Raw genomic sequence first — 20,834 nt, forward strand, 5'->3', positions numbered from 1 at the left:
CGCAGGGGTCAGAACGGCGCGGCGTACGCTTCGTGCTGCACGCTGATCCAGTGGTCGGTGGTGAACTCTTCGATGATCCAGTCGCTGTTGAAGCGGCCGATGCCGCTGTTCTTCTCGCCGCCGAACATGGCCGAGGGGTCGTCGTTCGGGCTGATGTCGTTGATGTGGGTCATGCCGGCCTCGATCCGCAGCGCAAAGCGCAGGCCGCGCGCTTCATCGCCGGTGAACACCGCGCTGGACAGGCCGAATTCGGTGGCGTTGGCCATGCGCAGCGCGTCCTCCTCGTCGGCGGCGCGGATCAGCGGCGCGATCGGGCAGAACTGCTCGGTCTGCGCCAGCGCCGAATCGTTGGCGACGTCGACGAACACCTGCGGCGGCAGCACCTGGCCGATCGGCGCGCCGCCCAGCACCTGGCGCTGGCCCGCGGCCTGCGCGGCGGCCAGGCGCTCGGTCGCGGCCTGCAGCTGGCGGGCGTTGATCAGCGGGCCGATCACGGTGTCGGCCAGGTTGGGATCGCCCACCTTCAGACCGCGCGCGCGTTCGACGAAGGCCTCCACGAACCGGTCGTACAGCGGCGCCTGCACGATGATGCGGTTGCTGCTCATGCAGATCTGCCCCTGGTGCAGGAAGCGGCCGACGATCGCCCCGGTCACCGCCCGCTCCAGGTCGGCATCGTCCAGCACCACGCACGGCGCATTGCCGCCCAGCTCCAGGCCGACGCGCTTGAGCCGCGGCCCGCTCACGGCCAGTTCGCCGATGCGCCGGCCGACCCGGGTGGAACCGGTGAAGGAGATGAACCTGGGAATGGGATGCAGGGTGAAGGCATCGCCGATCTCGCCGACCTGGCCGACGACGACGTTGAACAGGCCCGGCGGCAGCCCCGCTTCTTCGTAGATGCGCGCCAGCAACAGGCCGCCGGTCACCGGCGTGTCCTCGGCCGGCTTCAGCACCACCCCGTTGCCCAGCGCCAGCGCTGGGGCGACCGAGCGGCTGGACAGGTGCAGCGGCCAGTTCCACGGGCTGATCACGCCGACCACGCCGAGCGGGCTGCGGTACACGCGGCTCTCCTTGCCGGCGATGTCCACCGGCAGGATGCGCCCGGCCACGCGGCTGGGCATGGTCGCCGCGGCCAGCGCGTCGGCGCGCAGCGCACCCCACTCCATTTCCGCCTTCAGCCGCGTGCTGCCGGATTCGGCGATGAGCCAGTCGACGATCTCGGCACGGCGCCGCTCGATGATCTCGGCGGCGCGCAGGAACACCGCGGCGCGCTCGCCGGGCAAGGCGCGCGCCCAGTCGCGCTGCACCGCCTCGGCGGAACGGTAGGCCGCGTCGAGGTCGGCGCGGGACGCATTGGCGATCTCGGTCAGCAGCGACTGGTCGTAGGGGTTGCGGTCCTGCAGCACGGTGCCGGCGCTGCCGGGGCGCCACTGGCCGGCGATGTATTGCCCGGTGAAGTCGTTCGGGTATGGGCTATGGCGCATGGAGCTTGTCCTTGGTGGAAGTCGGCACGCGTTCGGCATGCGATGCCGCCGCGTCGTTGCCGGTCGTGGGAAGCGGTCTGGCGGGTTCGGCGCGCGTGCGGCCGCTCAGGGCCCGACGCGACCGCGCAAGGCCATGCAGCGCTTCGGCCTGCGCTGCGCACGGGCCGGAGCAGGCCAGCAGCAGTTGCACCCGTGCGGCGCGCAGGCGGCGATGCGCGCGGGCCGCCGCCGCGCCATCGGGCGCCCGCTGCAGGCGCAGGCCGAGGCGCGCGATGCGCCGGCGCAGCCGGCGCCAGCGCGCCGCGGGCGTTGCCGGCAGGATCAGCCAGAACGTCGCCACCGCCACCAGCACTCCGGCGACGATCGCCGCCGCCTGCTGCAGCGCCACCGCGGCAGGCACCGGCGGCGCGCCGGGCTGGGCGGTGAGCAGGAAGGTCAGGGTCAGGTCGATCGCCATCTTGGCCGTGGCCGGCCGCCGCATCAGCCAGGCGCCCAGCAGCAGGAACGGCGCGATGCACAACAGGACCGGCAACACGCCGCCGGCCTGCGGCAGTACCAGCAGGCGCGCACCGACGCCGGCGACCGCACCCAGCAGCGAGCCGACCAGCACCTGGAGCAGCGCCTGGTTGCCCTGGTCGTTGCTGGAGAAAAGCGAGGCGAACAGCGCCGCGGTCATCGCCATCATCGCGCCGGTCTGCCAGCCCGTGCCCCACCACAGCGCGGCGGCGATGGCCAGCGCGAGCACCGGACGCAAAGACGCGCGCAGCATCGCGGCAAGATCGACATCCTGTAAAAACTCGCCAAGGAACGCAGTAGCGGGCGCACGCAGCGCCTGTCGCAGCTCGTGGAGCACCTGCGCCAGCGCCGGCTGCCCGGCCGCCAGCGCGTGCCCGGCCAGCATCGCCAGCCGAGCGTCGGCATGCTTCGGCATGGCCGGCAGGATGCAAGCGGACGCAGCCGGACGCAGCGTCAATGCGATCAGTTCCAGCAACAACCCGGCGACGCGCCGCGCCCGCAACGCGACGCCGCGCCCGCCGAGGGAGCCGGCCACGTCGCTGTCCACGGCCCGATCCAGCGCCTGGATCGCGGCGATCGCCGGGCCGGCCGGCGCCGCTTCGGCGCCGCGCAGATGCGTCTCCACCCTGCACAGGCACCGCCGCACGACCGCATCCAGGCGCGTTGCCGCGCGCGCGCCGCGCGCCACCGTCATGCCGGGCAGCGACGCCAGGCCGACGCAGGCGATGCCGAGCACCGTGCAGGCCACGCGGTCCAGCGCCAGCCCCGCGTCGAACGCGCCATCGTCGAAGCCGAACAGCGCCACGATCGCCGCGGTATAGCCGGCCAGGACCAGGCCGTAGTTGCGGAAATGGCGGAACAGGCTGCCGACGCCCGCGCACAGCGCCAGCCACAGCGCGATCGCCACCAGCAGCGACACGGGGTCGGCAGCGAACGCATGCAGGATCCAGGCGCCGGCAATGGCGCCGAGCGCGGTGCCGGCGAGCCGGGCCACGCCGCGTTCCAGCAGCAGGCCGCGGGTGGGCTGGGCGACCAGCCAGACCGTCATCGCCGCCCACCACGGATGGCGGATGTCCAGGCTTGCGGCGAGCGCGAGCGCCAGCAGCGCCGCCACCGTCATGCGCAACGCCCAGGCGATGGAGCCGTCCATGCCTAGAGCAGGCATGCGTGGCGAAGAAAGGATCGGGGCGGTCACGGGCCTGTGCGATAACTGAACTAATACGTTCAGTTAAAGGCCGATCGCGGGCCGCGTCAACATTTCTTTACGATGTCGTTCAGTTATCGGCTATCTTGTCGGGGATGCGCCCCGTCCGCCGAACGCGCCGACCGCCTCCCTTCCGGATACCGACGAGACCCGCTGCACGATGCGCAAGAAAACCGAGGCCCGCCGCCTGAGCTTCGCCAACGCCGCCGGCAAGCTGTTCATCGAACGCGGCTTCGGCGCGGTGACCATGGAAGCGATCGCGGCGGAGGCCGGCGCCTCCAAGGTCACCCTGTATGGGTACTTCGCGAGCAAGGACGCCTTGTTCGAGGCCTTCGTGGTGGAAGCCGGCCGCGGCGGCCTCGCCGCCCTGGAGGCGTCCGGGCAGGACAGCGATCTGCGCCAGAGCCTGCTGCACCTGGGCACGGCCTACCTGGATCTGGTCATGCGGCCGGATGTGATCGCGCTCAATCGGCTGATCATCGGCGAGGCCGGACGTCAGCCGCAGTTGAGCCGCATCTTCTACGAGCACGGCCCCAAGCGGACCCTGCTCTCGCTCTGCGCCGTGCTGGAAAGCCTGATGGAGCGCGGGCTGCTGCGCCGCGCCGCGCTGCGCCAGACCGGCCTCTACTTCAAGTCGCTGTGCGAGGCGGGAATGCTGGAGCGGCAGCTGTGGGGGCTGGACCCGGCGCCCGACGCCGCGAGCAAACAGGCCGCGGTGCTGAGCGCCATCGACGCGTTCCTGCCTGCGTATCTGCCCGCGCCGGCGTGACCTGCCCCTGCGCCGCATCGGCGCAGCGCGAACGCACTTCGCTCTTCGCGGACGCGACATGCCATCCGGGAGCTTCGCTGCATGTTCATCGGCCTGCGGCTAGCGTGCACGGTTTACGTCGCAAGGAAATCCGCGCATGCACAAGGGCACCGCACTGGTGGTCGGGGTCACCGGCATCTCCGGCTACAACCTGGCCAGGGTTCTCGTTGCCGAAGGCTGGACCGTGTATGGCCTGGCGCGCCGTCCGCTCGCGCAGGAAGGCGTGATTGCGGTCGCGGCCGACCTGCTCGACCGCGACGCGACCGTGGCCGCGTTGCGCGGCCTGCCGATCACCCACGTGTTCTTCTGCACCTGGACCCGGCGCGACACCGAGAAGGAAAACGTCGCCGCCAACGGCGCGATGCTGCGCCACCTGTGCGAGGGCCTGGACAGCACGGCGCTGCAGCACATGGCGCTGGTCACCGGCACCAAGCACTACCTGGGCTCGTTCGAGCACTACGGCAGCGGCAAGGCGGAGACGCCGTTCCGCGAGAGCGAGCCGCGCCAGCCTGGCGAGAATTTCTACTACACGCTGGAAGACCTGCTGTTCGACGCCGCCGCGCGCCATGGCTTCGGCTGGAGCGTGCACCGCTCGCACACCATGATCGGCCAGGCCAACGGCAGCAACGCGATGAACATGGGCGTGACCCTGGCGGTGTACGCGACGCTGTGCAAGCACAGCGGGCAGCCGTTCGTGTTCCCCGGTTCGCGCGCGCAGTGGGACAGCCTCACCGACCTTACCGACGCCGGCCTGCTCGGCCGCCAGTTGGCCTGGGCCGCGACCAGCCCGGCCGCGCGCGACCAGGCGTTCAACACGGTCAACGGCGACGTGTTCCGCTGGCGCTGGATGTGGGGCGAGATCGCCGCGTTCTTCGGCCTGGAGCCGGCACCGTACCCGCAGACGCCGATGCCGCTGCAGCCGCGCCTGCAGGACACCGCGCCGGCGCTGTGGCGCGAGATCGCCGAGCGCCATGGGCTGGTGCAGGCGGACGTGGACCAGCTGGCGTCGTGGTGGCATACCGACGCCGACCTCGGCCGCGAGATCGAGTGCGTCAACGACATGACCAAGAGCCGCGACCTGGGCTTCCTCGGCTACTACGACAGCCGTGCCTCGTTCCTGGAGCTGTTCGCCAGGCTGCGCGCGCAGCGGGTGATTCCCTGAGGAACGCGGTCTCGGCTCGGCGGGCGCCATCGCTGCGGCGCGAGATCGACGGTGCGGGAGGGCCGCTCCTGCACGGAAACCTGCCGCGAGTTTGGTGGAAGCACTGCAGGAGGGGGCTTCAGCCGCGACCGATCGCCGAAACCGGCGTGGTGCCGGACTGCGCTCGTTGCAGCTCAAGCGCTCCCACAAGGAACTCGCGGCCGACGCGTTGAGTGCGCTGCGGTCAGGCCTTCAGCGCTGACCGAGTGCCGAAACCGGTACATTCCCGGTTCCGCTCGTCGCGGCTGAAGCCGCTCCTACAGGTGCACCCGGCACATAGGCCGCAGCTACTGTGGGAGCGACTTCAGTCGCGACGAGCGGAGCCATCCAGCCATCCGGCTTCGGAAACAGTCGGGACTGAAGTCGCTCCCACAGTGCACCCGGCCGGTCGGCTGCAAGCCCCTGTAGGAGCGGCTTCAGCCGCGACAGACAGCCGAACCGCCATGCTCCCGGGATGCATCGATCGTGACCGACCGGTCGCGGCCATACCGACGCGCGTTCCGAGCCGGCACACGCCCTGCTACACGTCGGCAGGCGCCAGTTCGCGCAGCTTGCCCTGGTGCAGTTCCAGCACGCGGTCGAGCTTGCGCGCCAGGCCGCGGTCGTGGGTGACCAGGGCCAGGCTGGTGCCGTGCGCGCGGTTGAGTTCCAGCATCAGCGCGAACACGTTGGCCGCGGTCTTGTCGTCGAGGTTGCCGGTCGGCTCGTCGCCGAGCACGCAGGCCGGGCGGTTGACCAGCGCGCGCGCCACCGCCGCGCGCTGGCGCTCGCCGCCGGACAGTTCGCCGGGCTTGTGCTCCAGGCGATGGCCCAGGCCCACCGATTCCAGCAGCGCGCGCGCGCGCGCGTCTGCGTCCTTCACCGCCGCGCCGCCAAGCAGCACCGGCATCATCACGTTCTCCAGCGCGGTGAATTCCGGCAGCAGGTGATGGAACTGGTAGACGAAGCCCAGCGAGCGGTTGCGCAGCTGGCCGCGCGCCGCGTCCGACAGCGCCGACATGCGTTGCCCGGCCACGTACACCTCGCCTTCGGTGGGCACGTCGAGGCCGCCGAGCAGGTGCAGCAGGGTGCTCTTGCCGGCGCCGGACGCGCCGACGATGGCCACGGTCTCGCCCGGCGCCACCGCCAGGTCCAGCCCGTCGAACACCGGCGTGCGCATCTTGCCCTCGGCGTAGGTCTTGCCCAGGCCTTCGGCCCGGATCGCCGCCTCCACTCGCTGTGGCTTTTGCATATCCGAATCCCCAATCCCCAATCCCGACTCTCGGCCCTCACTCATAACGCAGCGCCTCCGCCGGTTGCGTGCGCGCCGCGCGCCAGGCCGGATACAGCGTGGCCAGGAAGCTCATCAGCAGCGCGACGATGGTGATCACCACCACGTCGTGCGGCTGCATGTCGGTCGGCAGGCCGGTGATGTAGTACACGTCCTCCTGCAGCAGCTTGATGTTGAACACGGCCTCGATGCCGGCCAGGATCCGCTCCAGGTTCAGGGTCAGCACGATGCCGCCGATCACCCCGGCCACGGTGCCGATCACGCCGATCAGGGTGCCCTGCACCATGAACACCTGCATCACCCCGCCCGGGCTCAGCCCCAGCGTGCGCAGGATGGCGATGTCGGCCTGCTTGTCGGTGACCAGCATCACCTGCGAGGACACCAGGTTGAACGCGCCCATCGCGATGATCAGCGACAGCAGGATGCCCATCACCGTCTTCTCCATCTTCAGCGACTGGTACAGGTTGGCGTTCTCGCGGGTCCAGTCGCTGACCATGTACGGGCCGTGCAGGTTCAGCGCCAGGTCGCGCGCCACGTCCCAGGCCAGGTCCATGTTGTGCAGCTTCAGGCGCACGCCGGTGACGCCGTCGCCCATGCGCAGCACGCGCTGCATGTCCGGCATGCTGGTCACCGCCAGGCCGCGGTCGATCTCGTTGTAGCCGGCCTCGAAGATGCCGCTGACGGTGAAGCGCTTGTAGCGCGGCACCATGCCCATCGGGCTGGCCTGCGGTTCGCCGAGCATCACCACCACCTTGTCGCCGACGCCCACGCCCAGCCACAGCGCCAGTTCCTGGCCGAGCAGGATGTTGTAGGAGCCGGGCGTGAGGCTGTCGATCGAGCCCTGCTTCATCTTCTGCGCCAGCACCGAGACCTTGGCCTCCTCGCCGGGCAGGATGCCGCGCACGATCGCCGGCTGGTTGCGCTGCCCGGTGAGCAGCGCTTCTTCCTCCACGTACGGCGCGGCGCCGGCCACGCGCGGATCGCGCGTGGCCACGTCCACCGCATGCTGCCAGTCCTGCATCGGCGCGCCCTGCGCGCTGACCGTGGCATGCGCGGCCATCTGCAGCAGGCGGTCGCGGATCTCCTTCTGGAAACCGCTCATCACCGCCAGCGTGGTGATCAGCACGGTCACGCCCAGGGCGATGCCGAGGATCGAGGCCATCGAGATGAAGGAGATGAAGTTGTTGCGGCGCTTGGCGCGCAGATAGCGCAGGCCGATGGCCACGGGTAAGGGTTTGAACATGCGCAGCCACCGTCCAGGGAGCGCTATGGTGCCATCTGCGGCGGCGCAGACGAAGCGGCACGGGCCTGAGCGGCCAGACGCAGTTCACGTCGTGCCGGCGCCGGCAGCGTATCCGGCCACCAAGCCAGGCGCCCCACCCCGCCATGCGCGTCGCGCCAGCGCACGAAGGCCAGCGGCCCGCGCCAGTCCACCTGCAGCGCCGCCAGCGGCTGCCCGTCCACGCTCGCCGCCGCACTGGCCTGCGGCGGGATCAGCAGCGTACGTGGTGGGCGGCGGGCTTCGCGGCGCAGCAGCAGCGCCGCGTACAGCGCGGCCAGCGCCGCCGCCGGCCAGGCCCAGGGGCGCGGCATGTCCGAGCCCAGGATCGACAGCGGCGCCAGCACGCTCAGCAGCGCCAGCGCCGCCAGCAGCCAGCGCGAGGGGCGCCACTCAAGCCGGCATGGCGCGGATGGTGGCGATGAGGTCGGCGGCGCGTGCATCGGGACAGGCCTCGTAGCCCATGAACCAGCGCCACAACTTATCGTCCTCGCAATCGAGCAGGTATAGGAAAACCCCGCGCTCGGCCTCGGACGCCTGCGCCCAGCGCCGGTCCAGGTAGCGCCCGAACAGCTGGTCCAGCTCGCGCATGCCGCGCCGGCAGCGCCAGCGCAGCTTCTTCAGTTCGGTGGCTTCGTCCATCGCATCGCACCCTCTGTCTTGGTGGGCGGGCGCCTGCTGCGGCGACCGCCGGAAACGCGCGCGGCACCAAACCCGAGAGCCGGTGCCGCGCGGTCGGACGGGCCTGCCGTCCGTAGTGAAACGCTAGCCGGTCAGGCGCGGCGCGCCATCATCAGCTTCTTGATCTCGGCGATCGCCAGCGCCGGGTTCAGCCCCTTCGGGCAGGTCCGCGCGCAGTTCATGATGGTGTGGCAGCGGTACAGCTTGAACGGATCTTCCAGATCGTCCAGGCGCGCACCGGTGTCCTCGTCGCGCGAATCGATGATCCAGCGGTAGGCCTGCAGCAGGATCGCCGGGCCCAGGTAGCGCTCGCCGTTCCACCAGTAGCTCGGGCAGCTGGTCGAGCAGCACGCGCACAGGATGCATTCGTACAGACCGTCGAGCTTCTTGCGGTCTTCCGGCGACTGCAACCGCTCGCGGTCCGGCGGCGGCGGGGTCTGGGTGCGGATCCACGGCTTGATCGACGCGTACTGCGCGTAGAAGTGGGTCAGGTCCGGCACCAGGTCCTTGATCACGCTCATGTGCGGCAGCGGATAGATCGGCACTTCGGCCTTGCCGCAGTCGGCGATCGCCTTGGTGCAGGCCAGCGTGTTGGTGCCGTCGATGTTCATCGCGCACGAACCGCAGATGCCTTCGCGGCAGGAGCGGCGGAAGGTCAGGGTCGGATCGATCTCGTTCTTGATCTTGATCAGCGCGTCCAGGACCATCGGGCCGCACGCGTCCAGGTCCACCTCGTAGGTGTCGGTGCGCGGGTTGCTGTCGTCGTCCGGATTCCAACGGTAGACCTTGAAGGTGCGTGCGTTCTTCGCGCCCTTGGCGGGGAAGTGCTTGCCCTTGCCGATCTTGGAATTCTTGGGGAGGGTGAACTCTGCCATGGCTTTAAAATCCGGGAATGGGGATTGGGGATTGGGGAATGGGAAGCAGGGGCGAAGAGCGCAGGCGCTTTTTTCGATTCCCCATTCCCTATTCCCGTTTCCCGGCTTTGGTCAGTAGACGCGCGGTTTCGGCGGCACCACGTCAACGTCCTTGCTGAGCGTGTACATGTGCACCGGGCGGTAGTCGAAGCTGCACTGGCCCTTGTCGTCGACGGTGACCAGCGTGTGCTTCTGCCAGTTGACGTCGTCGCGGTCCGGGAAATCCTCGTGCGCATGCGCGCCGCGGCTTTCCTTGCGCTGTTCGGCCGAGTTGATCGTCGCCACCGCGTTGAGCAGCAGGTTGTTCAGCTCGTAGGTCTCGATCAGGTCCGAATTCCACACCAGCGAACGGTCGGAGACCTTCACGTCCTCGAAGGTGGCGTAGATCTCGGCCATCTTGTCCACGCCTTCCTTCAGCGTCTTGCTGGTGCGGAACACCGCCGCGTCGGACTGCATGGTGCGCTGCATCTTGTCGCGGATCACCGAGGTCGGGGTGCCGCCGTTGGAATTGCGCAGCTTGTCGAGCAGGCCCAGCGCCTTGTCGCAGGAATCGCTGGCCAGGGTCTTGTGCGGCGCGCCGGTCTTGATGGTCTCGGCGCAGCGGTTGGCGACCGCGCGGCCGAACACCACCAGGTCCAGCAGCGAGTTGGAGCCCAGGCGGTTGGCGCCGTGCACCGACACGCAGGCCGCTTCGCCGATCGCGTACAGGCCGGGCACCACCGAATCGGGGTTGTCGCCGTCCTTGCGCACCACTTCGCCGTGGTAGTTGGTGGGGATGCCGCCCATGTTGTAGTGCACGGTCGGGATCACCGGGATCGGCTGCTTGGCCACGTCCACGCCGGCGAAGATGTGCGCGCTCTCGGCGATGCCGGGCAGCTTCTCGTTGATCACTTCCGGGCCGAGGTGGGTCAGGTCGAGCAGGATGTGGTCCTTGTGCTCGCCGACGCCGCGGCCTTCGCGGATCTCGATGGTCATCGAACGCGACACCACGTCGCGCGAGGCCAGGTCCTTGTAGTGCGGCGCGTAGCGCTCCATGAAGCGCTCGCCGTTGCTGTTGCGCAGGATGCCGCCTTCGCCGCGCACGCCTTCGGTGATCAGGCAGCCGGCGCCGTAGATGCCGGTGGGATGGAACTGCACGAACTCCATGTCCTGCATCGGCAGGCCGGCGCGCATCACCAGGCCGCCGCCGTCGCCGGTGCAGGTATGCGCGGAGGTGGCGCTGAAGTAGGCGCGGCCGTAGCCGCCGGTGGCCAGCACCACGCCGTGGGCGCGGAACAGGTGCAGCGAGCCTTCGGCCATGTCCAGCGCGAGCACGCCGCGGCACACCCCTTCCTCGTCGAAGATCAGGTCGAGCGCGAAGTACTCGATCATGAAGCGCGCGTTGTGCGCCAGCGACTGCTGGTACAGCGTGTGCAGCATGGCGTGGCCGGTACGGTCGGCGGCGGCGCAGGTGCGCTGCGCGGACGGGCCTTCGCCGTACTTGGTGGTCATGCCGCCGAACGGACGCTGGTAGATCTTGCCGTCCTCGGTGCGGCTGAACGGCACGCCGTAGTGCTCCAGCTCGATGATCGCCGGGATCGCCTCGCGGCACATGTACTCGATCGCGTCCTGGTCGCCCAGCCAGTCCGAGCCCTTGATGGTGTCGTAGAAGTGGTAGCGCCAGTCGTCCTCGCCCATGTTGCCGAGCGCGGCGGAAATGCCGCCCTGCGCGGCCACGGTGTGCGAACGGGTCGGGAAGACCTTGGTCAGGCAGACCGTCTGCAGGCCCTTGGCGGCCAGGCCGAAGGTGGCGCGCAGGCCGGCGCCGCCGGCGCCGACCACGACCATGTCGTACTTGTGTTCGGTGATCTTGTAAGCGGACATCTAATTTGAATTCCTGTTCCGGGCGCCGATCAGGCGCTGCCCAGCGCGATGCGGGCGACCGCGAATACACCGACGATCGCACCGAGCACGGCGACGAACTTCACCGTGGTCTGCAGCGCCAGGGCCAGCAACGAGTTGTGCACGTAGTCTTCGAGGATCACCTGCAGGCCGATCTGCGCATGCCAGAACATCGCGACCAGGAAGCCGACCAGCAGCACCGCGTTCCATGGCTTGGCCACCGCCTCGGTGGCGCTGACGTAGTCGGCGCCGAGCAGGCTCAGCACGAACACCAGGAACCAGATGGTCAGGCCGACCAGCGCGGTGGCGGTGAGCCGCTGCAGCACGAAGTGCTCGGTGCCGGACTTGGCGGCACCCAGGCCGCGCACGTTCTTCAACGGGGTGCGATAGCGGCTCATGCGGCGGCTCCGGTCAGCACGTAGGCCCAGATCAGCGCGACGATGACCAGGCTGCCGATCACCGACAGCCAGCTGCTGCGCACGAAGGCGGGAATGCTGAAGCCATGGCCGAAGTCCTGCACGATGTGGCGCAGGCCATTGCACAGGTGGTAGGCGAAGGCCCAGCTCCAGGCGAACAGGAACAGTTGGCCGTACCAGGCGCCGGCCATGTCGCGGAAGCAGTTCCAGGAGGCCGGGCCGAGCATCAGCACCAGCAGCGCGGCGGCGATGACCAGGGCACCGACCGACAAAATGATGCCGGTGGCTCGATGCAGGATCGAGGTGGCCATCTGGATCTGCCAGCGATAGACCTGCAGATGAGGGGACAGGGGACGTTCGCGCGTAGCCATTCGCTGGGCTCGTTGTCTCGGCTGGGCGGCGTGCTTAAGGCCGCGTTGGCTCAAAGCTGCTCAAAAATCGATGCAGCGTCCGTTTTTCTCCCAGTCGCCGTAGCGCGTCGGCTCGAGGCCGCCGCGACCGCCGATTTCCCGCTGCGCAGGCGCCGCTTCCGGAGTGTTCTCCTCGGCGGGTCGCTGCGTTTCGGGATCGGGCTCGGGTGTGGGGGTTGGTTGGCCTATCATGCGGGTCTCACAACAGCGTAATTTTAGTCCTCCCCCTCGTGCCTGACAACCTGAATCTCACTTCCGACGGTTTTTCCGCGCTGCCAGACCTGCAATACGTGGGCTTGAGCGGCGTGGATGCGGTCGCTTTCGCCCAGGCGCAGTTCGCCAACGACGTGCAGGCGCTGCGCAACGGCCACTGGCAATGGAACGCCTGGCTGAGCGCGAAAGGCCGCGTGCTCGCGCTGTTCGCGCTGCTGCGCCGCGCCGACGACGAGCTGCTGTTGCTGCTGCCCGACGGCGGCGCCGCGGACCTGGCCACGGCGCTGAACCGGTTCGTGTTCCGGCGCAAGGCGCGCATCGCCGCACGCGAGGACCTGCTCGCCTGCGCGCGCCTGGCCGCGCCCGCGCAGGCGCAAGGCGCGGCACTGGCCGAGCGCGACGATGGCGCGATCGAACTGGACATGGGCGGCGACGGCCTGCCGCGCACGCTGCTGCTTGTGCCCGCCGCGCAGGCCACGCACCTCGCGGCGGACCCGGCCCTCGCCGCCGCCTGGCGGCAGGCCGACCTGCGCCTGGGCCTGGCCCGGCTCGAGGCCAGCCAGCGCGAACAATGGACCCCGCAGCAGCTGGCGCTGGACCGGCTGCATGCGTTCAGCGTGAAGAAGGGCTGCTACCCGGGCCAGGAGATCGTCGCCCGCACCCATTTCCTGGGCAAGGCCAAGCGCGCGCTGCAGTTGCTGGCGGTGGACGGCGCGGCCGAGGTCGGCGCGCAGGTGCTGCGCGACGGGCAGGCGCTGGGCAGCGTGGTCAGCGTCGCCGGCACGCTGGCGCTGGCGGTGCTGCCGCTGGAGGACGTGCCGCCGACCGATCTGAGCATCGGTGCGCATCGCGCGCAATGGCAGCCGCTGCAGGCCGGCCTGGCGCGCTGAGCGCGGGCAGCGCCGCGTAACGGCCCCGCCCCTGCCGGCACCGCGCCGGGGCGGCGCCGCGTTCGATCGCGCGAACGGCCAGCGCCGTTCGCGGCAAGGCTCAGGCGGCCGACAGGCGCTCGCCGCTCTCCGGATCGAAGAAATGCAGCGCCTCGCCGCGCACCGCCACGCGCAGGCGTTCGCCCAGGCCCGGCAGCGCGCGCGGCGCCACCCGCATCACCAGCGGCTGGCTGCCGTGGCTGAGGTTGACGAAGATCTCGTTGCCGACCGGCTCGATCACCTCGACCGTCGCCTCGAACCCGCCCTGCCCGTCCTCGCTGGGCTGCAGGTGCTCCGGGCGCACGCCGATCGCGATCGGCCGGCCCAGCCACTGCGGCGCGACGTGGGCGCCGTGCAGCGGCACGCGGCCGCCGTCGGCCATCTGCAGCTGCAGGCCGTCGTTCTCGACCAGTTGCCCCTGCAGGACGTTCATCGCCGGGCTGCCAAGGAAGCCGGCCACGAACAGGTTGGCCGGGCGGTCGTACAGCGCCATCGGCGTGTCGATCTGCTGGATCAACCCGTCCTTGAGCACCACGATGCGCTGGCCCAGGGTCATCGCCTCGACCTGGTCGTGGGTCACGTAGATCATCGTGGTGCCGAGCTTGCGGTGCAGCTGCGCGATCTCGGTGCGCACCGAGTGGCGCAGCTTGGCATCCAGGTTGGACAGCGGCTCGTCGAGCAGGAACACCGCCGGCTCGCGCACCAGCGCGCGGCCCAGCGCCACGCGCTGGCGCTGGCCGCCGGACATCGCCCGCGGCAGCTTGTCCAGCATCGGGGTCAGGCCCAGCGTCTCGGCGGCGGCGGCGACGCGGCGCGCGATGACCTCCTTGCTCTCGCCGCGCAGCTTCAGCCCGAACGCCAGGTTCTCGGCCACGGTCATGTGCGGATACAGCGCGTAGCTCTGGAACACCATCGCGATGTCGCGGTCCTTCGGCGCCACGTCGTTGACCACGCGCTCGCCGATGCGCAACTCGCCGCCGCTGATCTCCTCCAGCCCCGCGATCATCCGCAGCAGGGTGGACTTGCCGCAGCCCGACGGCCCGACCAGCACCATCAGTTCGCCGTCGGCCACTTCGAAGCTGGCCCCGTGCACGGCGACCTGGCCGTTGTCGTAGACCTTGCGGATGTTGTCCAGTTGTACTTTCGCCATGTTGCGCTATCCGATTCCGGCAGGAGGGACGGGCTGCCGCCGGTCCCTCCCGAAGGCAGTGCATACGAATGCGGTTCGCATCGTGCCAGCGACACAGGCAACAATGGGAGCGCAATGCGGTATTCTGCCATGTAACCGTTTTCATGGGGCAACATCGACGCCTGGGAGGGCCTGCGATGCGATCCGCCAGCCACCGCCGTCCCGGCGGGCGCCGAGCGCCGACCTGATGCTTGAGGCATTAGACAGGTATGCTCAGAGGTCTGGCAGTCGTATTCATCTTCCGGATCGTGCGGTCCCGCTTGGCGGTCGACACTCGCTATGCCCCCGCGCGCGCTGCAGGACGGATACAGGCCGGTCCCGCCGCTCGTTTACCAACGCCACGTCACTACTAGCCCCCAGGTGATCGACGAAATGTCACCCGAAACCGAAAACCGGTCGATGCACGATACCTTCCTGCTGTTTGGCGCCACCGGCGATCTGGCCCAGCGCTACCTGTTCCCGTCGCTGCTGCGCATGCTCGACGACGGCTTCCTGCCGGACGACTTCCGCATCCGCGCGCTGGCGCTGTCGCCGCACGACACCGCCAAGTTCCACGAGATCCTCAAGCCGCGGCTGCAGGCGGCGATGCCGCAGGTCAGCGAGGCGGTCATCCAGTCGCTGCTGGACCGCACCGACTACCGCTCGGTGGACCTGCGCAATGCGGAGTCGGTGGCCGACGCGGTGCGCGAGCTGGCCTCGCGCAAGTGCGTCAGCTACCTGGCGATCCCGCCGGGGCTGTACATCAGCACCTGCCAGGGCCTGGCCCTGGGCGGCGCGCTGGCCGCGCCGAACCGGCTGATGCTGGAGAAGCCGATCGGCCACGACTCGGCCAGCGCGCGCGAGATCCTGCAGGCGATCGGCGCGCTGATCGACGAGGACCGGGTGTTCCGCCTGGACCACTACCTGGGCAAGGCGGCGGTGCAGAACCTGATCGCGCTGCGCTTCGGCAACACCCTGCTGGAAGCGGTGTGGAACCGCAACTACATCGAATCGGTGGAGATCCTGGTCGCCGAGAGCGAAGGCGTGGACGGCCGCGACGCCTACTACGCGCGTTCCGGCGCGCTGCGCGACATGGTCCAGAGCCATATCCTGCAGCTGCTGTGCCTGGTGGCGATGGAGCCGCCGGCCTCGCTGGAAGCGGACCGCATCCGCGACGAGAAGGTCAAGGTGCTGCGCGCGCTGCGTCCGCTGCACGCCGCGCACGCCGCGCGCGACAGCGTGCGCGGGCGCTACACCGCCGGCACCATCAACGGCCAGCAGGCGCAGGCCTACCAGCCGCCGGAAGGCAGCGACGTGGAAACCTTCGTCGGCGTCACCGCCTACATCGACAACTGGCGCTGGGCCGGGGTGCCGTTCCGGCTGTGCACCGGCAAGCGCCTGGCCGAGCGCACCACGCGCATCGTGGTCACGCTCAAGCCGGTCACCCACTGGCTGTTCGAGCGGCCCGACGCGCAGCACGTGGCGCCGAACCGGCTGACCTTCCAGCTGCAGCCGCAGGAGAACATCGAACTGGGCCTGATGAGCAGCCTGGCCGGCCCGGAATGGGGCGCGCTGGAACTGCAGCCGCTGGAACTGGAGCTGTCGGTGCCGACCGGCCTGCACCGCCGCATCGCCTACGAGCGGCTGATGCTGGATGCGCTCAACGGCAACCACGCGCTGTTCGTGCGCGACGACGAAGTGCGCGCAGCCTGGGCCTGGATCGACAGCGTCAGCGACGCCTGGGCGCAGGCGCAACTGCCGCTGCTGCCCTACCCGGCCGGCAGCTGGGGGCCGCAGGAAGCCGAACGCTACGTGTCCGCCGACGACGCCAGCGCCGTGCAGCGGGACACGCCATGAGCGCGCCGCTGCGGCCGGTGCTGGTCGCCGACATCGGCGGCACCAACGCACGCTTCGCGCTCGCCGACCTGGACGCGTCCACGCCGTTGCTCGACGACAGCACCCAGACCTACGCGGTGGTGGAGTTCCCGTCGCTGGGCGACGCGGCGCGCCACTACCTGCAGCAGACCGGCGTGGACGCGCGCAGCGGCGTGTTCGCCGTGGCCGGGCGGGTGGACGGCGACGAGGCGCGGATCACCAACCACCCGTGGGTGATCTCGCGCTCGCGCACCTGCGCCATGCTCGGCTTCGACGAGCTGCACCTGATCAACGACTTCGCCGCGCAGGCGATGGCGATCAGCCTGCTGCAGCCGCAGGACGTGGTCCAGGTCGGCGGCGCGGCGTGGCAGCCGGCGCCGGTGGCCACGCCGCGCAACTACGCGGTGATCGGCCCCGGCACCGGCCTGGGCGTCGGCGGCCTGCTGACCCGCGGCGGCCGCTGCTTCCCGCTGGAGACCGAGGGCGGCCACGTCAGCTTCCCGCCGGGCACGCCCGAGGAGATCCGCATCCTCGAGCTGCTGTCGCAGCAGTTCGGCCGCGTCTCCAACGAACGCCTGATCTGCGGCCCCGGCCTGGTCAACATCCATCGCGCGCTCAGCGAGATCGCCGGCGACAACCCCGGCCCGCTGCAGCCGGAGGACATCACCGCCCGTGCCGCGCAGGGCGACTACCGCGCGATGCGCACCATCGACGTGTTCTGCGCGGTGTTCGGCGCCATCGCCGGCGACCTGGTGCTGGTGCAGGGCGCCTGGGACGGCGTGTTCCTGACCGGCGGCCTGGTGCCGAAGATGCTCGACGCGCTGCAGCACTCCGGCTTCCGCCAGCGCTTCGAGCACAAGGGCCGCTTTTCGTCGATCATGGCGCGGGTACCGTCGCTGGCGGTGATCCACCCACGTCCCGGTCTGCTCGGCGCCGCCGCCTACGCGGTCGATGCCGAACGGCAATCCCCAGGAGTCGTTGCATGAGCCCCACGTTGTCCGATCGCATCACCCTGATCCGCTACGACGATCCCGACGAATGGATCGATGCGGCGGCGGCCGAGATCGGCGAGGCGCTGCGCGTGGACATCGAGCGGCGCGGCGGCGCGCGCCTGCTGCTGTCCGGCGGCACCACCCCGGCGCCGGTATATCAGGCGCTGGCCGAGCTGCCGCTGGACTGGTCGAAGCTGGAAGTGGGCCTGGTCGACGAACGCTGGCTGTCGCCGCAGGACAGCGACAGCAATGCCTACCTGGTCCGGCAGAGCTTCCTGGAGCGTGCCGAAGGCGCGCGCTTCGAGCCGCTGGTGCGGGTCGGCAAGCCGCTGCAGGACTGCGTGCACGCCGCCAACCTGCATGCGCAGCACGCGCCGGCCGCGTGCATGGCGGTGCTGGGCATGGGCGGCGACGGCCACACCGCCTCGCTGTTCCCCGGCGCCACCGACCTGGGCAAGGCGCTGGGCAATCCGCTGCCCTACGCCGCACTCGACGCCACCGGCTGCCCCGGCGCCAACACCTGGCCGCTGCGCATCACCCTGACCCCGGCCGGCCTGGCGCCGATCGGCCAGCGCATGCTGCTGCTGCGCGGCAAGCAGAAGCTGGACGTGCTCAACCGCGCCCTGGCCGGCAGCGACCCGCACGAATTCCCGATCCGCGTCGCCTTCGATACGCCCGGTGCGCGCTTGCGCGTGCATTGGTGTGAGTGAGGCCGGGAGTGGGGATTCGGGATTCGGGATTCGGAACAGCCCAGCGCTGCCGCATTCCCGCTCTTTCGAGTCCCGAGTCCCGAGTCCCCGGTCCCGACTACACCCCCACACTTCATAGCCACTTCAGCCAATGAGCCTGCATCCGAAAATCCACGCGATCACCGAACGCATCCGCGAGCGCAGTGCGCCGTCGCGGCGCGCCTACCTGGCCGGCATCGACGCCGCGCTGCGCGACGGCCCGTTCCGCAGCCGCCTGAGCTGCGGCAACCTGGCGCACGGCTTCGCCGCCTGCGGCCCGACCGACAAGAGCCGGCTGGAAGGCGGGATCACCCCGAACCTGGGCATCGTCACCGCCTACAACGACATGCTGTCGGCGCACCAGCCGTTCGAGCATTACCCCGAGATCATCCGCAGCACCGCGCGCGCGCTGGGCGCCACCGCGCAGGTCGCCGGCGGCGTGCCGGCGATGTGCGACGGCGTGACCCAGGGCCGGCCGGGCATGGAACTGTCGCTGTTCTCGCGCGACGTGATCGCCCAGGCCACCGCGATCGGGCTCAGCCACGACATGTTCGACACCACCATCTACCTGGGCGTGTGCGACAAGATCGTGCCCGGCCTGCTGATCGGCGCGCTGGCCTTCGGCCACCTGCCGGCGGTGTTCGTGCCGGCCGGGCCGATGACCCCGGGCATCCCCAACAAGCAGAAGGCCGAGGTGCGCGAGCGCTACGCCGCCGGCCAGGCCACCCGCGAGGAACTGCTGGCCGCCGAATCGGCGTCCTACCACGCGCCCGGCACCTGCACCTTCTACGGCACCGCCAATTCCAACCAGGTGCTGCTGGAAGCGATGGGCGTGCAGCTGCCCGGCGCCTCGTTCGTCAATCCCGGCACGCCGCTGCGCGATGCACTGACCCAGCACGCCACCGAGCGTGCGCTGCGGATCACCGCGCTGGGCAGCGATTTCCGCCCGTTCGGCCGGCTGATCGACGAGCGCGCGATCGTCAACGCGGTGGTCGCGCTGATGGCCACCGGCGGCTCCACCAACCACACCATCCACTGGGTGGCGGTGGCGCGCGCGGCCGGCATCGTGCTGACCTGGGACGACCTGGACGAGCTGTCGCAGATCGTGCCGCTGCTGACCCGCGTGTATCCCAACGGCGAGGCCGACGTGAACCATTTCGCCGCGGCCGGCGGCGTGGGCTTCGTGTTCCGCGAACTGATGGACGCGGGCCTGATGCACGACGACCTGACCACCATCGTGCCCGGCGGCATGCGCGCCTACGGCGACGAGCCGTGCGTGCAGAACGGCGCGCTGGCCTATGTGCCGAGCCCGGCCAAGAGCGCCGACGAGGCGGTGGTGCGCCCGGCCTCCAACCCGTTCGAGGCGCAGGGCGGGCTGCGCCTGCTGCGCGGCAATATCGGCCGCTCGCTGATCAAGCTGTCGGCGGTGAAGCCGGAGTTCCGCACCATCGAGGCGCCGGCGGTGGTGATCGACGCGCCGCAGGCCTTGAACAAGCTGCACGCCGCCGGCGTGCTGCCGCACGACTTCGTGGTGGTGCTGCGCTACCAGGGCCCGCGCGCCAACGGCATGCCGGAACTGCACTCGCTGGCGCCGTTGCTGGGCCTGCTGCAGAACCAGGGCCGGCGCGTGGCGCTGGTCACCGACGGGCGCCTGTCCGGCGCCTCGGGCAAGTTCCCGGCGGCGATCCACGTGACCCCGGAAGCGGCGCGCGGCGGCCCGATCGCGCGCGTGCGCGAAGGCGACATCGTGCGCCTGGACGGCGAGGCCGGCACCCTGGAAGTGCTGGTCGATGCGGCCGAATGGGCGACGCGCACGCTGGCGCCGAACACCGCGCCGGCCGCGCACGACATCGGCCGCAACCTGTTCGCGATCAACCGCCGCGTGGTCGGTCCCGCCGACCAGGGTGCGATCTCGATCTCCTGCGGCCCGCCGGCCGCCGACGGCGACGACTGGAACTACGACGCCGAGTACGACCTGGGCCGCGGCAGCCAAGCCGCCGCCGCGCCGCACGAGGAAAAGGACGCATAACCCCGCCTGCGGCGCGACCGGTGCCGCACCCGCCCTCGCCTCCCCTGCGCCGGCCGGATGCGGCCGGCGCCTCCGCCATCATCGCGAACACGAGACCGTCATGACGATTGCCGAACACCAGACCACCGCCGAAACCCTGCTGCGCGCCGCCGGCATCCTGCCGGTCGTCACCGTCCACAGCCTGGACGAGGCGCGCCGCGTGTCCGCCGCGCTGCTCGAAGGCGGGCTGCCGGCGATCGAGCTGACCCTGCGCACGCCGGTGGCGATGGAAGCGCTGGCGATGCTCAAGCGCGAGCTGCCGGACATCAAGATCGGCGCCGGCACCGTGCTCAGCGAGACCCAGCTGCAGCAGTCGATCGACGCCGGCGCCGATTTCATCGTCACCCCGGGCACGCCGCCGGCGCTGGCCGACGCGCTGGCGCGCGCGCCGTTGCCGGTGGTGCCGGGCGCGGCCACCCCGACCGAACTGCTGGCGCTGATGGCGCGCGGCTTCCGCGTGTGCAAGCTGTTCCCGGCCTCTGCGGTCGGCGGCCTGGCCATGCTCAAGGGCCTGGCCGGCCCGCTGGCGGACCTGAAGCTGTGCCCCACCGGCGGCATCGGCGAGAACACCGCCGCCGAGTACCTGGCGCAGCCGAACGTGGTCTGCATCGGCGGCTCGTGGATGGTGCCGAAGGACTGGCTGGCCAACGGCGAGTGGGACAAGGTGCGCGAGAGCGCGGCGAAGGCGGCGGCGATCGTTCGCGGGATTCGCGAGTAGGGATTCGGGATTCGGGATTCGCTAAAGCCCGGTTCCCCGCGATCGGGAAACAAACAAAAAAAGCGCCGGCATGCCGGCGCTT

At 70.2% G+C, this 20,834-nt stretch carries 20 protein-coding genes; 8 read left to right on the plus strand and 12 right to left on the minus strand.

Translation table 11 applies throughout. The features are described 5' to 3' along the window. Nucleotides 1-8: 8 nt before the first annotated feature. Entirely contained in the window at nucleotides 9-1,481 is a 1,473-nt protein-coding gene (locus AB3X10_RS13725) for an aldehyde dehydrogenase family protein (protein WP_369975639.1), read from the minus strand. After that, nucleotides 1,471-3,147 carry an FUSC family protein gene (locus tag AB3X10_RS13730; RefSeq protein ID WP_369975640.1) on the minus strand — a complete coding sequence of 559 codons (1,677 nt, stop codon included), beginning with the start codon at nucleotides 3,145-3,147 and terminating at the stop codon, nucleotides 1,471-1,473. The genes AB3X10_RS13725 and AB3X10_RS13730 overlap by 11 nt, the downstream gene beginning before the upstream one ends. Before the next feature lie 214 nt (nucleotides 3,148-3,361). Between AB3X10_RS13730 and AB3X10_RS13735 the strand changes: the two genes are divergently transcribed. Both AB3X10_RS13735 and AB3X10_RS13740 read left to right on the plus strand, forming a co-directional pair. Next, nucleotides 3,362-3,970 (plus strand): TetR/AcrR family transcriptional regulator, encoded by a 609-nt coding sequence (locus AB3X10_RS13735; RefSeq protein ID WP_369975642.1) that lies wholly within the window; start codon nucleotides 3,362-3,364, stop codon nucleotides 3,968-3,970. A 136-nt stretch (nucleotides 3,971-4,106) separates the two neighbouring features. Next, nucleotides 4,107-5,171 (plus strand): SDR family oxidoreductase, encoded by a 1,065-nt coding sequence (locus tag AB3X10_RS13740; RefSeq protein WP_369975644.1) that lies wholly within the window; start codon nucleotides 4,107-4,109, stop codon nucleotides 5,169-5,171. 559 nt (nucleotides 5,172-5,730) lie between these two features. Here the strand turns inward: AB3X10_RS13740 and lolD are convergent. The 9 genes from lolD to AB3X10_RS13785 form a co-directional block, all read right to left on the minus strand. Then, nucleotides 5,731-6,441, minus strand: a complete 711-nt coding sequence (gene lolD, locus AB3X10_RS13745) for a lipoprotein-releasing ABC transporter ATP-binding protein LolD (RefSeq protein WP_369975646.1) — start codon at nucleotides 6,439-6,441, stop codon at nucleotides 5,731-5,733. A gap of 37 nt (nucleotides 6,442-6,478) precedes the next feature. Further along, nucleotides 6,479-7,723 carry a lipoprotein-releasing ABC transporter permease subunit gene (locus AB3X10_RS13750; protein ID WP_369975647.1) on the minus strand — a complete coding sequence of 415 codons (1,245 nt, stop codon included), beginning with the start codon at nucleotides 7,721-7,723 and terminating at the stop codon, nucleotides 6,479-6,481. Between the two features lie 23 nt (nucleotides 7,724-7,746). Further along, a complete protein-coding gene (locus AB3X10_RS13755; protein ID WP_369975649.1) occupies nucleotides 7,747-8,202 on the minus strand; it encodes a hypothetical protein in 456 nt (151 codons plus the stop codon). Then, nucleotides 8,153-8,401, minus strand: a complete 249-nt coding sequence (locus AB3X10_RS13760) for a succinate dehydrogenase assembly factor 2 (protein ID WP_191824597.1) — start codon at nucleotides 8,399-8,401, stop codon at nucleotides 8,153-8,155. Before AB3X10_RS13760 ends, AB3X10_RS13755 begins: the two co-directional genes overlap by 50 nt. Before the next feature lie 131 nt (nucleotides 8,402-8,532). Then, on the minus strand, nucleotides 8,533-9,315 hold the full coding sequence (locus AB3X10_RS13765; protein ID WP_369975650.1) for a succinate dehydrogenase iron-sulfur subunit: 783 nt from the start codon (nucleotides 9,313-9,315) through the stop codon (nucleotides 8,533-8,535). A 111-nt stretch (nucleotides 9,316-9,426) separates the two neighbouring features. Further along, nucleotides 9,427-11,217, minus strand: a complete 1,791-nt coding sequence (sdhA, locus tag AB3X10_RS13770) for a succinate dehydrogenase flavoprotein subunit (protein ID WP_369975652.1) — start codon at nucleotides 11,215-11,217, stop codon at nucleotides 9,427-9,429. 29 nt (nucleotides 11,218-11,246) lie between these two features. After that, entirely contained in the window at nucleotides 11,247-11,633 is a 387-nt protein-coding gene (gene sdhD / locus AB3X10_RS13775; protein WP_369975653.1) for a succinate dehydrogenase, hydrophobic membrane anchor protein, read from the minus strand. Continuing rightward, on the minus strand, nucleotides 11,630-12,022 hold the full coding sequence (gene sdhC / locus AB3X10_RS13780) for a succinate dehydrogenase, cytochrome b556 subunit (protein WP_369975655.1): 393 nt from the start codon (nucleotides 12,020-12,022) through the stop codon (nucleotides 11,630-11,632). Before sdhC ends, sdhD begins: the two co-directional genes overlap by 4 nt. 60 nt (nucleotides 12,023-12,082) lie before the next feature. Further along, nucleotides 12,083-12,253 (minus strand): DUF1674 domain-containing protein, encoded by a 171-nt coding sequence (locus tag AB3X10_RS13785; RefSeq protein WP_369975656.1) that lies wholly within the window; start codon nucleotides 12,251-12,253, stop codon nucleotides 12,083-12,085. Nucleotides 12,254-12,291: 38 nt separating this feature from the next. Between AB3X10_RS13785 and AB3X10_RS13790 the strand changes: the two genes are divergently transcribed. Next, on the plus strand, nucleotides 12,292-13,164 hold the full coding sequence (locus AB3X10_RS13790) for a YgfZ/GcvT domain-containing protein (protein ID WP_369975657.1): 873 nt from the start codon (nucleotides 12,292-12,294) through the stop codon (nucleotides 13,162-13,164). A 100-nt stretch (nucleotides 13,165-13,264) separates the two neighbouring features. On the opposite strand, the gene AB3X10_RS13795 is transcribed toward AB3X10_RS13790, so the two are convergent. Then, nucleotides 13,265-14,353, minus strand: a complete 1,089-nt coding sequence (locus tag AB3X10_RS13795; RefSeq protein ID WP_369975658.1) for an ABC transporter ATP-binding protein — start codon at nucleotides 14,351-14,353, stop codon at nucleotides 13,265-13,267. A gap of 411 nt (nucleotides 14,354-14,764) precedes the next feature. Between AB3X10_RS13795 and zwf the strand changes: the two genes are divergently transcribed. From zwf to AB3X10_RS13820, 5 genes are all read left to right on the plus strand, one after another. Next, nucleotides 14,765-16,228 carry a glucose-6-phosphate dehydrogenase gene (gene zwf, locus AB3X10_RS13800; RefSeq protein WP_369975659.1) on the plus strand — a complete coding sequence of 488 codons (1,464 nt, stop codon included), beginning with the start codon at nucleotides 14,765-14,767 and terminating at the stop codon, nucleotides 16,226-16,228. Next, nucleotides 16,225-17,232, plus strand: a complete 1,008-nt coding sequence (gene glk, locus AB3X10_RS13805) for a glucokinase (protein WP_369975661.1) — start codon at nucleotides 16,225-16,227, stop codon at nucleotides 17,230-17,232. Before zwf ends, glk begins: the two co-directional genes overlap by 4 nt. Further along, nucleotides 17,229-17,948, plus strand: a complete 720-nt coding sequence (locus AB3X10_RS13810; protein WP_369975662.1) for a 6-phosphogluconolactonase — start codon at nucleotides 17,229-17,231, stop codon at nucleotides 17,946-17,948. The genes glk and AB3X10_RS13810 overlap by 4 nt, the downstream gene beginning before the upstream one ends. 130 nt (nucleotides 17,949-18,078) lie before the next feature. After that, entirely contained in the window at nucleotides 18,079-19,995 is a 1,917-nt protein-coding gene (edd, locus tag AB3X10_RS13815) for a phosphogluconate dehydratase (RefSeq protein ID WP_369975664.1), read from the plus strand. A 100-nt stretch (nucleotides 19,996-20,095) separates the two neighbouring features. After that, a complete protein-coding gene (locus tag AB3X10_RS13820) occupies nucleotides 20,096-20,752 on the plus strand; it encodes a bifunctional 4-hydroxy-2-oxoglutarate aldolase/2-dehydro-3-deoxy-phosphogluconate aldolase (protein ID WP_369975665.1) in 657 nt (218 codons plus the stop codon). Nucleotides 20,753-20,834: the final 82 nt, after the last annotated feature.

The organism is Xanthomonas sp. DAR 80977 (genome assembly GCF_041240605.1).
GTDB lineage: Bacteria > Pseudomonadota > Gammaproteobacteria > Xanthomonadales > Xanthomonadaceae > Xanthomonas_A > Xanthomonas_A bundabergensis.

What these genes read in the sequence shown, in the direction of transcription:
- AB3X10_RS13725 (WP_369975639.1), bottom strand. Translation starts at nt 1,481, where the DNA reads ATGCGCCATAGCCCATACCCGAACGACTTCACCGGGCAATACATCGCC.
- AB3X10_RS13730 (WP_369975640.1), bottom strand. Translation starts at nt 3,147, where the DNA reads ATGGACGGCTCCATCGCCTGGGCGTTGCGCATGACGGTGGCGGCGCTG.
- AB3X10_RS13735 (WP_369975642.1), top strand. Translation starts at nt 3,362, where the DNA reads ATGCGCAAGAAAACCGAGGCCCGCCGCCTGAGCTTCGCCAACGCCGCC.
- AB3X10_RS13740 (WP_369975644.1), top strand. Translation starts at nt 4,107, where the DNA reads ATGCACAAGGGCACCGCACTGGTGGTCGGGGTCACCGGCATCTCCGGC.
- lolD (WP_369975646.1), bottom strand. Translation starts at nt 6,441, where the DNA reads ATGCAAAAGCCACAGCGAGTGGAGGCGGCGATCCGGGCCGAAGGCCTG.
- AB3X10_RS13750 (WP_369975647.1), bottom strand. Translation starts at nt 7,723, where the DNA reads ATGTTCAAACCCTTACCCGTGGCCATCGGCCTGCGCTATCTGCGCGCC.
- AB3X10_RS13755 (WP_369975649.1), bottom strand. Translation starts at nt 8,202, where the DNA reads ATGCACGCGCCGCCGACCTCATCGCCACCATCCGCGCCATGCCGGCTT.
- AB3X10_RS13760 (WP_191824597.1), bottom strand. Translation starts at nt 8,401, where the DNA reads ATGGACGAAGCCACCGAACTGAAGAAGCTGCGCTGGCGCTGCCGGCGC.
- AB3X10_RS13765 (WP_369975650.1), bottom strand. Translation starts at nt 9,315, where the DNA reads ATGGCAGAGTTCACCCTCCCCAAGAATTCCAAGATCGGCAAGGGCAAG.
- sdhA (WP_369975652.1), bottom strand. Translation starts at nt 11,217, where the DNA reads ATGTCCGCTTACAAGATCACCGAACACAAGTACGACATGGTCGTGGTC.
- sdhD (WP_369975653.1), bottom strand. Translation starts at nt 11,633, where the DNA reads ATGAGCCGCTATCGCACCCCGTTGAAGAACGTGCGCGGCCTGGGTGCC.
- sdhC (WP_369975655.1), bottom strand. Translation starts at nt 12,022, where the DNA reads ATGGCTACGCGCGAACGTCCCCTGTCCCCTCATCTGCAGGTCTATCGC.
- AB3X10_RS13785 (WP_369975656.1), bottom strand. Translation starts at nt 12,253, where the DNA reads ATGATAGGCCAACCAACCCCCACACCCGAGCCCGATCCCGAAACGCAG.
- AB3X10_RS13795 (WP_369975658.1), bottom strand. Translation starts at nt 14,353, where the DNA reads ATGGCGAAAGTACAACTGGACAACATCCGCAAGGTCTACGACAACGGC.
- zwf (WP_369975659.1), top strand. Translation starts at nt 14,765, where the DNA reads ATGTCACCCGAAACCGAAAACCGGTCGATGCACGATACCTTCCTGCTG.
- glk (WP_369975661.1), top strand. Translation starts at nt 16,225, where the DNA reads ATGAGCGCGCCGCTGCGGCCGGTGCTGGTCGCCGACATCGGCGGCACC.
- AB3X10_RS13810 (WP_369975662.1), top strand. Translation starts at nt 17,229, where the DNA reads ATGAGCCCCACGTTGTCCGATCGCATCACCCTGATCCGCTACGACGAT.
- edd (WP_369975664.1), top strand. Translation starts at nt 18,079, where the DNA reads ATGAGCCTGCATCCGAAAATCCACGCGATCACCGAACGCATCCGCGAG.
- AB3X10_RS13820 (WP_369975665.1), top strand. Translation starts at nt 20,096, where the DNA reads ATGACGATTGCCGAACACCAGACCACCGCCGAAACCCTGCTGCGCGCC.